The 12,169-nt window shown below is 45.3% G+C and carries 9 protein-coding genes; 8 read left to right on the forward strand and 1 reads right to left on the reverse strand.

All coding sequences use genetic code 11. The features are described 5' to 3' along the window. The first annotated feature begins 41 nt into the window (after positions 1-41). The 3 genes from DWW23_RS07540 (at position 42) to DWW23_RS07550 (ending at position 4,502) form a co-directional block, all read left to right on the forward strand. The gene (locus tag DWW23_RS07540; protein WP_122352671.1) at positions 42-812 is read left to right on the forward strand and encodes a DNA-binding domain-containing protein; all 771 of its coding nucleotides are present in this window, start codon (positions 42-44) and stop codon (positions 810-812) included. A 184-nt stretch (positions 813-996) separates the two neighbouring features. After that, the gene (locus DWW23_RS07545) at positions 997-2,559 is read left to right on the forward strand and encodes an ATP-binding protein (RefSeq protein WP_122352672.1); all 1,563 of its coding nucleotides are present in this window, start codon (positions 997-999) and stop codon (positions 2,557-2,559) included. Positions 2,560-2,639: 80 nt separating this feature from the next. After that, positions 2,640-4,502: a glycoside hydrolase family 127 protein gene (locus DWW23_RS07550; protein ID WP_122352856.1), complete on the forward strand. Its 1,863-nt coding sequence runs from the start codon at positions 2,640-2,642 to the stop codon at positions 4,500-4,502. Here DWW23_RS07550 and DWW23_RS07555 read toward each other — a convergent pair. Further along, positions 4,499-5,386, reverse strand: a complete 888-nt coding sequence (locus tag DWW23_RS07555; protein ID WP_122352673.1) for an AraC family transcriptional regulator — start codon at positions 5,384-5,386, stop codon at positions 4,499-4,501. The genes DWW23_RS07550 and DWW23_RS07555 overlap by 4 nt on opposite strands. 95 nt (positions 5,387-5,481) lie before the next feature. Here DWW23_RS07555 and DWW23_RS07560 point away from each other — a divergent pair, with 95 nt between their 5' ends. The 5 genes from DWW23_RS07560 to DWW23_RS07580 all read left to right on the forward strand — a co-directional run bounded on the left by DWW23_RS07560 (position 5,482) and on the right by DWW23_RS07580 (position 12,148). Continuing rightward, positions 5,482-6,957, forward strand: a complete 1,476-nt coding sequence (locus DWW23_RS07560) for a rhamnulokinase family protein (protein WP_122352674.1) — start codon at positions 5,482-5,484, stop codon at positions 6,955-6,957. A 214-nt stretch (positions 6,958-7,171) separates the two neighbouring features. Next, complete coding sequence (locus DWW23_RS07565; RefSeq protein ID WP_122352675.1) at positions 7,172-8,431, forward strand: L-rhamnose isomerase; 1,260 nt, start codon at positions 7,172-7,174, stop codon at positions 8,429-8,431. After that, positions 8,428-9,456, forward strand: coding sequence for an L-rhamnose/proton symporter RhaT (gene rhaT / locus DWW23_RS07570; protein ID WP_122352676.1), 1,029 nt, complete (start codon positions 8,428-8,430; stop codon positions 9,454-9,456). The genes DWW23_RS07565 and rhaT overlap by 4 nt, the downstream gene beginning before the upstream one ends. A 35-nt stretch (positions 9,457-9,491) precedes the next feature. After that, entirely contained in the window at positions 9,492-10,292 is an 801-nt protein-coding gene (gene rhaD / locus DWW23_RS07575) for a rhamnulose-1-phosphate aldolase (protein ID WP_122352677.1), read from the forward strand. 101 nt (positions 10,293-10,393) lie between these two features. Further along, positions 10,394-12,148, forward strand: a complete 1,755-nt coding sequence (locus tag DWW23_RS07580; RefSeq protein WP_122352678.1) for an alpha-L-rhamnosidase C-terminal domain-containing protein — start codon at positions 10,394-10,396, stop codon at positions 12,146-12,148. Positions 12,149-12,169: the final 21 nt, after the last annotated feature.

Below are 12,169 nucleotides of genomic sequence, written 5' to 3' on the forward strand. Positions count from 1 at the left end.
CTACTCGAACGAGTATATTCATTAATTAAACAATTTTAAACATGGCAAATTACACCAAATTCTGGAAGGTCTGGCTTCGTCTGAACCTTCTGACCAAAGATGTGGATAACGACTATACAGCCGAAGTATCCACGATGAAGAACTCGTTGCGTAACGAAGACATTGCGCAGCGAATAGTCGATGAAGGTTCTGAAATCAAGTACGACACCTTACTCTCGATCATCAACCAGCACGACCGTATCATCCGTGAAGCGGTTGCAGACGGTTACAGTGTCTTAACGAAAACCTGCCAGTACACTCCGCGTGTGGCAGGAACCTGGATTGGTTCGAGTGCCAAATTTGACCCGGAGAAACATAAGGTGACGCTCGATATCACCCTTTCTTCCGAGATGCGTGAATCATTGAGTCATGTCGGGGTAGAGGTATTGGAGGTAAAAGACAGCGGTGCACGTATCGGTCTTGTTACGGATACGGCTACTGGCCTTTCTGACGGAACGATCACCCCGGGTGACGATATCCGTATCGACGGAGAGAAGATCCGTATAGCCGGTGACGGAGTCGGTATCGGTGTGTTCTTTATCGATACCGACGGTAAGGAATATCCCGTTACCCGCCGTCTGACGACTAACGATCCGAAGTGCCTGCTTGCCCGTGTCCCTTCCAACCTGACCGACGGACAGTACACCCTGCGTATCGTCACCCGTTTTTCGAACACGACCACTCTGTTGAAAGAGCCCCGTACTATCGAATACGAACGTCTCCTCACTGTCGGTAACGGAGGCGGTGGCAGCGACCGTCCCGAAATCGAGTAACTATTCTCCGTCGCGATGAGACGCCGCCTTACGTCTCGTCGTGACGCAACCCTACATCTAACCCCGACGCAACGTTACGTCTCACCGAGACGCAGTACAGTGTCGGGGTTAGATGCTAATTTTACATGGTTTAACGACTCTTGCTTCATATTATATCTTATATTTGTAATAAAAAAATGAAATCATGAATGCATCCATAAGAAAATTGCCGATCGGTATACAGAGTTTTGAAAAACTGCGTCAGGATAATTTCTTGTATGTAGATAAAACTGCTTTTGTTTATGAGCTGGCTGTAAGTGGAAAGCCCTGTTTCCTGAGCCGTCCTCGTCGGTTTGGCAAGAGTCTCTTACTTTCTACCTTTGAGGCTTATTTTCAAGGGAAAAAGGAATTGTTTAAGGGACTGACCATTGAGCAGTTGGAAACGGATTGGCTGGAATATCCGGTATTTCATCTGGATTTGAATGCAGAAAAATATACTTCTCCTGAGGCGTTAGTTTATATATTGGAACGTCATATTAATGGATGGGAAGATGTGTGGGGAAAAGATACACGGGAGAACACTTTGTCTGACCGTTTTATAGGTGTAATAACTCGTGCTTATGAAAAAGCTGGTCGTCAGATCGTAGTTTTGATAGATGAATATGATAAACCTTTGTTACAATCGTTTGGTGAAGAAAGGCTTCAAACAGAATACCTAAAAACCTTAAAAGCTTTTTATGGCGTACTAAAGAGTGCCGATCGTTATTTAAGGTTTGTTTTTTTTACCGGCGTAACTAAATTTGCTCATGTCAGTGTATTCAGTGATTTAAACCAACTGACAGATTTGAGTATGTTACCTCAGTATGCAACCTTATGTGGTATTACGCATGAAGAATTGACCAGAGACTTTAAACCCGAAATTTATGCTTTGGAAAAGCAATATAATATTTCAGAAGAGGAAGCACTGGACCGATTGATGCAGATGTATGATGGTTATCATTTCAGTGAACGATCGGAGGGAGTCTTTAATCCGTTTAGTTTATTGAACACATTAAACTTTAGCAGGTTTGGAAGTTATTGGTTTCAGACTGGTACTCCTACTTTTTTGGTGGAATTGCTGAAAGATAGTGAATACGATTTGCGAACGTTGATTGACGGGGTGGAAATGAAAGAAGCTGCTTTTTCTGAATATAGAGTAGCTGAAAATAATCCAATTCCTTTAATTTATCAGAGTGGATATCTGACCATTAAGGATTATGATGAGCGTTTTCATTTATATACATTACAATTTCCCAATGATGAAGTTAAATATGGTTTTCTGGATTTTATAACTCCTTTCTATACTTCAGTAGGTGATGAAGATAATGGTTTCTATATTGGGAAATTTGTTCGTGAATTGGAAAGTGGCGATGTGGATGCTTTCCTGAATCGTTTAAAAGCTTTCTTTGCCGATTTTCCCTATGAGTTGAATGAGAAGAAAGAACGTCATTATCAGATTGTTTTTTATCTGGTCTTTAAATTAATGGGGCAGTTTTGTGATGCAGAAGTTCGAAGTGCCCGGGGACGTGCTGATGCTGTAGTAAAAACAAGAGACTGTATTTATGTTTTTGAATTTAAGTTGGATGGTTCGGCTGAAGCTGCTTTGAAGCAAATAAACGAAAAAGGTTATTTACTCCCTTATGCTGTAGACGGACGTAAACTTCTTAAAGTCGGCGTTTCTTTTGATGCTGATACAAGAAATATAGGAGAGTGGCTCTATCAAAACTGAAACATATTTTGTCACTTTTATAAGTCTGAATAATAGAAGGATAATTATTTTTGCTTTCATTCATCTTTAGATCGGTTATTATGAAAACAAAATTAGTTATCCCTTCTTTTTTGTTATGTCTGGCAACTATACCTGTTTTGGCGCAGAATCCGGCCCAATCACCAGTAACACATATCAAGATTTCCGGTTATGTCGGAGAGCGTATCGACGATTGTATCAAACATCGTGTGAAAGCTCAGGATGTTGACCATCTGGTGGAACCGTTCCGGCATAGGGAAGAAAAAACACGCTGGCAATCGGAGTTCTGGGGAAAATGGATACAGGGGGCAATCGCTTCCTATCGTTATAATCAGGATCCGGAACTTTACCAGATCATAAAGAATGCGGCAGAATCGTTGATGAGTACTCAGACGGTTGACGGATATATCGGCAATTATGCACCGGATGCACAGCTACAACAATGGGATATCTGGGGCAGGAAATACACTACATTGGGATTGATCGCCTGGTATGACCTTTCCGGCGATAAAAAGGCGTTGGATGCCGCCTGTCGCGTTGTGGACCATTTGATGACACAGGTGGGACCCGGTAAAGTAAATATAGTCTCGACCGGTAATTATATAGGAATGCCGAGTTCCTCGATCCTGGAACCGGTCATGTATTTGTATAACCGGACAAAAGAAGCACGTTATCTGGATTACGCAAAATATATAGTGGAACAATGGGAGACACCGGATGGACCGCAACTTATCAGTAAGGCAATTGCCGGTATTCCTGTAGCGAACCGTTTCCCGCATCCTAAAACATGGTTTTCCCGGGAAAACGGACAGAAAGCCTATGAGATGATGTCGTGTTATGAAGGTTTGCTGGAATTATATAAAGTAACGGGCAATCCGCTCTATCTGTCTGTTGTGGAAAAGACCGTAGGACATATTGTACAGGAAGAAATTAACATAGCCGGGTCAGGAAGTGCGTTTGAATGCTGGTACAGCGGGAAAGCACGCCAAACAATCCCTACTTACCATACGATGGAAACCTGTGTGACCTTTACCTGGATGCAGCTATGTAACCGTTTATTGCAAATGACCGGCAATTCCTTATATGCCGATTATATGGAAAGCGCAATCTATAATGCTTTGATGGCTTCTTTGAAGGCGGATGCTTCACAAATAGCCAAGTACAGTCCGCTGGAAGGTTGCCGCCATGAAGGGGAGGAGCAGTGCGGTATGCATATCAATTGTTGCAATGCGAACGGTCCGCGGGCATTTGCCATGATACCCCAATTTGCCTACCAGGTGAAGGATGATTGTATCCGGGTGAATTTCTATGGAAAATCGGAAGCAGAGGTAATGTTGCCAGGTAAAAAGAATGTAAGGATAAGACAGATAACAGATTATCCGGTAACAGATGAAATAACACTTCAGGTAGATCCGGCAAAAGACAGTCCGTTTACGATTGCATTGCGCATCCCGGCATGGAGCCGCCAGACTATGGTACTGGTCAATGGAGAGCCGGAAGATGGTGTATTGCAAGGGGCTTATCTGCCTGTTACCCGGAAATGGAAAGCCGGAGATAAGATAACGGTCCGGTTAGACCTGCGTGCCTGTCTGGTCGAAATGAATCAGGCGCAGGCGATTGTCAGGGGGCCATTGGTGTTGGCACGTGACAGTCGTTTTAATGACGGGTTTATAGACGAAACGACTGTTGTTGTAAATAAAGATGGTTATGTGGAACTTACTCCGGTCAAAGCTCCCGACTTTGCATGGATGGCATTTACGGCACCATTGATCTTAGGTACTGACCTGGAAGGCAATAGTGCCGCACGTCCCATTCATTTCTGTGACTTTGCATCGGCAGGCAATACCTGGGACAGGTCACAACGTTACCGTGTATGGCTGCCCAGGACATTGAATGTGATGCATGCTCCTTATAAACCGTATTAATGTGCTCTTTCCCTGAATTCGGAGGGCGTTACGCCCTCTTTCTTTTTGAAGAAGGTCGAGAACTGGCCTGCGTTCTCAAATTTCAGGCTGTAGGCGATCTCTGATATGTTCAGATTGCTTCCTGTAAGAAGTTCTTTGGCACGGAGGAGTTTCTGTTGTAGCTGGTATTGAGCAGGGGAGACTCCGGTATATTCTTTGAACATACGGCGGAACCAGGAATAGCCTAGTCCTAACTGGCTGGCTATTTCTTCCGGCGACAGCGGGTTTTCCACCTGTTCTTTCATCAGGATACGCGCCTCGTTGATCTTATCTACTACATATGTATTTGTAAAGGCACCGTTCTTTTTCTTGTAGTAAACGGTACCCAATATATGAAGTACGATGCTCGATATCATCTGTTGGTATCCGGATTTTTCCTGCAAAGCAAACTTCAGTATATCTTCATACAATCCTACGATAGTGGCACTTAATCCGATTTTGTGAAGCGGCTCTTCTTTGATGAAGAAACGTTTTTCCACCCGTTTGTCGATATGTATCCCGCGAAATCCTACCCAGTATTCATCCCAGCCTGTCTCTTTATCCGGATAGTAACTGTGCCATTCACCCGGAAAGAGCAGGATCATGGTACCAGCCTCTATCTTTTGTTTTTTGCAGGATTGGGAAGAGAAGTAACCGCTTCCTTTCGTTATATAAACAAGTTGATATTCATTCAGGATACGTCCTGTCTGCGGCTTGAAATTGTAACTATCCGGGTGACCGGATAGCGGATATTGACTCTGGGGAGGAATGAACTGGTTTCCGATAGTGGTAACCGTGATTCCCCACTCTTCATCTGAGGCTCCGATAGTCAGATAGCGAATCTGGTTGTTAGCGTGTTTATTCATGTCAGAATTGAAAGGTTTAAAATCATTTTCGTAAGCAAATGTAGTAATTTACCTGTTACTTTTGCCATTGTTAAACAAATAACTTTGTTGTTCCCATGAAGAAACATAACTTTTTAGCATTTGATATAGGTGCAACGAGCGGACGGGCTGTTTTGGCGACGCTTGTTAATGGCAAATTTGAAATGCAGGAATTGCATCGTTTCCCTAATAACCTGTTGGAGTTACACGGGAAATACTATTGGAATATATATAATCTGTATGAGGAGTTGAAAAAAGGTCTTTCGATTTGTGCGAAGGAAAATATCTCGCTCGATTCGATCGGTATCGATACCTGGGGAGTCGATTTCGGCTATATAGCACCGGACGGTTCTTTGCTGGGGTTACCGCGTGCTTATCGTGATCCGTATACAGAAGGAGCGTTGGAAGAATATTTCCAACTGGTGCCGCGTGAAGAAGTCTATCGGTTGACCGGTATCCAGTTTATGAACTTCAATAGTCTTTTTCAGTTGTTCCGTGCCCGGAAAGAGGATTTTGCTCCGTTGAAGAATGCGAAAGAGATACTTTTTATTCCGGATTTACTATCCTATTTATTAACAGGTAAGAAAGTCTGCGAATATACGGATGTTTCTACATCGCAGTTGCTGAATCCTGTAACGAAACAGTTTGAATCGTCACTTCTGGAGGCAGCCGGTGTACCTCCTTCTATCGTACGGCAGGTTGTGATGCCGGGGACGCTTGTCGGAGAACTGACAGATGCGTTGGCAGAAGAGACAGGTATAGGAAAAATTCCTGTTATTGCTGTTGCCGGACATGATACGGCTTCTGCCGTGGCTGCTGTTCCTGCACAGGATCAGAACTTTGCTTATCTGAGTAGCGGTACCTGGAGTTTGATGGGGATTGAAACGGAAGAACCTATCATAACGGAAGAATCTTATAAGAATAATTTTACAAACGAAGGCGGTATCGAAGGTACGACCCGCTTTCTGAAAAATATTACCGGTATGTGGCTGTTGGAGCAATGCCGGAAAGAGTGGGAGAAAGCAGGACGTAAGTATACGTATCCGGAGATCGTGGAAATGGCAGAGCAAGCTGTTCCTTTCGTCCGTTTCGTCGATCCGGACGATCCGCGTTTTGCCAATCCTTCTTGCATGACAAAAGCCATTGCCGGATATTGTGAAGAGACCGGACAACCTGTGCCGGTGACGGATGCCGATTTTGTCCGTTGTATCTTCGAAAGCCTGGCGCTCCGTTATAACGAAGTGATCCGGATGTTGGAAGGGATGGCTCCTTTCCCGATCGAGAGATTGCATGTGATCGGGGGCGGTTCTAAGAATAACTTGCTGAATCAGTTTACTGCGAATGCTATCGGTATGCCGGTGATAGCCGGACCGTCGGAGGCGACTGCGATCGGAAATGCAATGGTACAGGCCCGTTCTGCAGGTATCGTTTCTACCCGTTGGGAGATGCGCCGGTTGATCGCCGAATCGATCGGGACAGAAACGTTCCTTCCACAGGATGAAAAGAACTGGAAAGATGTTTACGGTCGCTATAAGAAGATTGTAAAACGTTGATAGGAGGAAGTTGGTTTATTTTTATAAATCAGAAAAGATATAAGACCAGTGTAAAAAGCAGGCATGTGAAGATGCATGTAGTGGTTCAGTGGGTTAGGTCGGCCGGTACCTGGCCTATACCCGCGGCCTCCTGCATTTTGAATCAGATAAATAAACATTATTCAGTGAATTAGTAAAAAATAAATTATCAATATAAACAATTAAAGAATATACCATGAATACTGAAAAGAAAGTAAAAGAAGCATTTGATCTGGCAGCAGAGCGTTTCGCTGCTTTAAACGTTGATGTAAATAGTGCACTGGAAAAGTTGCAGAAAGTAAGTCTTTCACTCCATTGCTGGCAGGCCGATGATGTAACGGGATTCGAGAATCCGGACGGCTCTCTCTCCGGTGGTATCCAGGTGACGGGTAATTATCCGGGTAAGGCACGTAATATCGATGAAGTACGGGCTGATATCCTGACAGCAAATTCCTTTATTCCGGGAACGCACCGCCTGAACCTGCATGAGATCTATGGCGATTTCGGTGGTAAGAAGGTTGATCGCGATGAAGTGGAACCTGCACATTTCCAGAGCTGGATGGAATGGGCGAAGGAGAACAATATGAAGCTGGACTTCAACTCGACCTCTTTCTCACATCCTAAAAGCGGAAACCTGACATTGGCAAATCCGGACGATTCGATCCGTAACTTCTGGATCGAACATACAAAACGTTGCCGTGCGATCAGTGAAGCGATGGGTGTTTACCAGAATGACCCGTGTATGATGAACCTTTGGATACATGATGGTTCTAAAGAGGTTCCTGCAAGCCGTATCAAATATCGTCAGTTGCTGAAGAATTCTCTGGATGAGATCTTTGCTACGGAATATAAGAATATGAAAGATTGTATCGAAGCTAAATTGTTCGGTATCGGACTGGAAAGCTATACAGTAGGTTCGTATGACTTCTATCTGGGTTACGGCGCAAAGAATAACAAGATTGTGACGTTGGATACCGGACACTTCCATCTGACGGAAAGTATTGCCGATAAGATCTCCTCCATGCTGTTGTTTACTCCGGAGATCATGCTCCATGTAAGTCGCCCTATCCGTTGGGATAGTGACCATGTGGTGATCCTGAGCGACGACCTGCTGGATCTTTCCCGTGAGATCATCCGTTGCGATGCATTGGACCGCGTACATATCGGCCTGGATTATTTCGATGCTACGATCAATCGTATTGGTGCTTATGTGATCGGTTGCCGTGCTACATTAAAGGCATTCCTGCAAGCGTTGTTGGAACCGTCCGCAACCTTGCAGCAGTATGAATCGGAAGATAAGTTGTTCCAGCGTCTGGCGTTACAGGAAGAACTGAAGAGCCTGCCGTGGACAGCCGTTTGGGATATGTTCTGCTTGAAGAATAATGTTCCTGTCGGGGAAGATTATATCGGTGAAATCGAAAAATACGAAGCTGCAGTAACAAGCAAACGAGTATGAATATACTAATAGGTTTATTAATCATCGCGATCGGTAGTTTTGGGCAAAGTAGCTCTTATGTGCCGATCAATAAGGTGAAAAGCTGGAGTTGGGAAAGCTTTTGGCTGATACAGGGCATTTTTGCCTGGCTTGTTTTTCCTTTTCTTGGTGCACAGTTGGCTATTCCCGATGGGAGTAGCCTGACTGAGCTTTGGAGTGCCGGAGGAAGTACCGGTGCTTTGGTCTATGGAATGTTATGGGGTGTCGGAGGTCTGACTTTCGGACTGAGCATGCGTTATCTGGGAATTGCATTAGGACAGAGTATTGCACTGGGCACTTGTGCAGGATTCGGTACGCTTTTTCCGGCAGTGTTCGGAGGTACGGATTTGTTTCACGGTGACGGATTGATCCTTCTTCTGGGCGTTTGCGTGACGTTGGCCGGTATCGCAGTGATCGGTTATGCCGGGAGCTTGCGTGCCCGCAATATGACGGAAGAGGAGAAGAAAGCTGCTGTGAAAGATTTTGCCCTGACAAAAGGTTTGCTGGTCGCGCTGTTGGCGGGTGTGATGAGTGCCTGTTTTAATCTGGGGCTTGAATCCGGAACTCCGATACTGGAAAAAGCGAAAGCTTCCGGTGCCAGCGAATTGTTCGCCCTGAATCCGGTGATCCTGCTTGTTACAATGGGTGGATTCGTTACAAATGCAGTCTATTGTATCTTCCAGAATGTAAAAAATAAAACCGGGAAAGATTATTTTTCTGTTTCCGGTTCGGTTTTATTGAATAATGTCTTATTTTGTGCGCTGGCCGGCGTACTCTGGTATTCGCAGTTCTTCGGATTGGGGATGGGGAAAAGCTATTTTGCCGATTCTCCTGTGATGCTCGCCTTTTCCTGGAGTATCCTGATGTCACTGAATGTTATATTCAGTAATGTGTGGGGAATTGTGTTGAATGAGTGGAAAGGCGTTAGTCGGAAAACGATCGTTGTTTTGATCTCCGGCATGTGTATACTGATATTCTCTTTATTACTGCCGAACTTGTTCGGGTAAAAGAGTACAAATAGTTGAATTACAATAAAAAGAAAATGACAACAGTTAGAAACAACAGCCGTTTGATGGCTGAAATCGGCCGTATCGCAGAGGTGGCAGGCTATCTCTGGACAAATGGATGGGCTGAACGGAATGGAGGAAATATATCAGTAAACCTGACCGGTTTACTGACACCGGAAGAAATGGCATTGCCTGCTCTTGCGCCTGCTACTCAGTTGCAGGAAGCGATGACAGCCTTGGGAGGACATGTTTTTTATGTGACCGGAACAGGAAAGCGCATGCGTTATGTTGCACAGGAACCGTTTGCAAATGGTTCGTTGATCCGGATCGCACCGGATGGGAAAAGTTATGAGATCATAGCCGAACAGCCGGTTGCCCCGACATCGGAACTGCCGTCTCATTTGCTGATGCATAACTATCTCCGCTCGTTAGGACGCGATAATAAAGTTGTTTTGCATACGCATCCGACCGAACTGATCGGTATGACGCATTGTAAACCTTTCCTCGATTCGGAAGTGATCACGCGGACTTTATGGGGGATGATTCCGGAATGCCGTATCATCGTTCCGAAAGGTGTAGGTATCGTTCCTTATGAAATACCCGGTACGATGGATCTGGCTCATGCTACGATCAAACAGCTTGAAAAGCATGATGTGGTGTTCTGGGAGAAACATGGAATACTGGCAGTAGGTGAGGACCTGATCGAATGTTTTGATGCGATCGATACATTGAGTAAATCATCGAAGATCTATCTGAGTGCCCGCATGGCGGGATTTGAGCCGGCAGGTATGACCGATCAGCAACTGGATGATCTGGTTCCGGCATTTGGATTATAATAACAGGGTTGGTTTTTGATTAAGAAGATGTGCCAAAATGACTATTGTTTTTGACACATCTTCTGTTTTTAAGACCAACAGAATTACCATTGAAAACGACCATGAAAAAGATACTTATACTTCTTACTTTTCTTTGTTCTTTGTCGGCAACAGCCCAACAGAGGGACAGCCGGGTACGTGAATATCTTTCCCCCAAGCGTATCGTCTGGCAACAACATAGTGAACTGATAAAGGATGCGGACAGGCTGCTTTTGCCGGGTAACGGACAGGCGGAACTATCTGACCGTCCTCTTTGTAAACTAGCAAGTACGGCACAGGAACATCCGGCTCTTTTATTTGATTTCGGGAAAGAGCTACAGGGGGGCATCCAGTTTGTAACCGGGGCTTTTACAGCTAATAAGCCGATCACTCTGCGTGTCCGTTTCGGTGAATCCGTAAGTGAGGCAATGTGTGATATCGACGGTAAGAACGGAGCCAGCAATGATCATGCGATGCGCGACTTTATCGTTACCTTACCCTGGTTAGGCGTATTGGAAGTGGGAAATTCCGGTTTCCGTTTTGCCCGTATCGACCTGATCAGTGATTCAACGGAGGTATCCCTGAAAGTGGTTCGTGCCGTTTCTGCTTTCCGTGATATCCCGTATAAAGGTTCTTTCCGGTGCAATGACGAACGGTTGAATAAAATCTGGCAGACCGGTGCTTATACCGTTCATTTGAATATGCAGGAATACCTGTGGGACGGCATCAAGCGTGACCGTTTGGTTTGGCTGGGAGATATGCACCCGGAGGTGATGACTGTCAATACTGTTTTCGGCTATAACGAGGTTGTTCCGAAAAGTCTCGACCTGGTTCGCGATGTGACGCCTCTTCCCGGTTGGATGAACGGTATCAGTGCCTATTCGATATGGTGGCTGCTGATCCAGCGTGACTGGTATTACTATCATGGAGATAAGGCGTATCTGAAAGAACAGCAAACTTATTTGAGTGATCTTTTGCGCGTGCTGATCTCTAAAGTGGATGCCGAAGGGCATGAGAAGCTGGATGGCTGGCGTTTCATGGATTGGCCGTCGAGCGAGAATTCCGTAGCTATCGATGCCGGTCTGCAATCTTTGGTCTTGATGGCAATGAGGGCAGGTGATGAACTATGTACTACGCTTGGTGATGATGTGCTGGCTGGCCAGTGTCGTGAAACGGCAAAGAAAATGGAGAAAACAGCTTCGAAAGTAACTAAAACATTGTTGAAGTCGAAGGTTGCACCGGATGCTCCGGGCTCAAAGCAAGGGGCTGCGTTACTAGCCCTGGCTGGTTTGATGAAGCCGGAAGATGCTAATAAGAAATATCTCTCGGTAGGCGGTGCACGCGGTTTTTCAACGTTCTATGGTTATTATATGTTACGTGCAATGGCAGCAGCCGGTAATTACCAGGGAGCGATCGATGTGATCCGCCAGTATTGGGGAGCCATGATCGACTTGGGCGCTACTACGTTCTGGGAAGATTTCAATATGGATTGGTTGCCGAATGCCAGTCGTATCGACGAACTTGTTCCGGCAGGGAAAAAAGATATTCACGGCGATTATGGCGACTATTGCTATAAAGGTTTCCGCCATAGTTTGTGTCATGGCTGGGCTTCCGGTCCGACCCCGTGGTTAAGTGAATATGTATTGGGTGTTCAGGTAGTGGAACCGGGATGCCGTGCCGTTCGTATTACTCCGCATCTGGGTGACCTGGAATGGGTGGAAGGAACGTTCCCGACCCCGCAGGGGATTCTGACGATCCGTCATGAGAAAGGCCCGGACGGTAAAGTAAAAACTGATGTAAAAGCTCCGGACGGAGTAAAAGTATATCTGGAAAATTGATAGCCGGATAGAGTTGTAACC

The organism is Parabacteroides sp. AF14-59 (assembly GCF_003479515.1).
Lineage (GTDB): Bacteria > Bacteroidota > Bacteroidia > Bacteroidales > Tannerellaceae > Parabacteroides > Parabacteroides faecis.

Excerpts from the sequence above, each read along its gene's own strand:
- DWW23_RS07540 (WP_122352671.1), top strand. The coding sequence starts at position 42 with ATGGCAAATTACACCAAATTCTGGAAGGTCTGGCTTCGTCTGAACCTT.
- DWW23_RS07545 (WP_122352672.1), top strand. The coding sequence starts at position 997 with ATGAATGCATCCATAAGAAAATTGCCGATCGGTATACAGAGTTTTGAA.
- DWW23_RS07550 (WP_122352856.1), top strand. The coding sequence starts at position 2,640 with ATGAAAACAAAATTAGTTATCCCTTCTTTTTTGTTATGTCTGGCAACT.
- DWW23_RS07555 (WP_122352673.1), bottom strand. The coding sequence starts at position 5,386 with ATGAATAAACACGCTAACAACCAGATTCGCTATCTGACTATCGGAGCC.
- DWW23_RS07560 (WP_122352674.1), top strand. The coding sequence starts at position 5,482 with ATGAAGAAACATAACTTTTTAGCATTTGATATAGGTGCAACGAGCGGA.
- DWW23_RS07565 (WP_122352675.1), top strand. The coding sequence starts at position 7,172 with ATGAATACTGAAAAGAAAGTAAAAGAAGCATTTGATCTGGCAGCAGAG.
- rhaT (WP_122352676.1), top strand. The coding sequence starts at position 8,428 with ATGAATATACTAATAGGTTTATTAATCATCGCGATCGGTAGTTTTGGG.
- rhaD (WP_122352677.1), top strand. The coding sequence starts at position 9,492 with ATGACAACAGTTAGAAACAACAGCCGTTTGATGGCTGAAATCGGCCGT.
- DWW23_RS07580 (WP_122352678.1), top strand. The coding sequence starts at position 10,394 with ATGAAAAAGATACTTATACTTCTTACTTTTCTTTGTTCTTTGTCGGCA.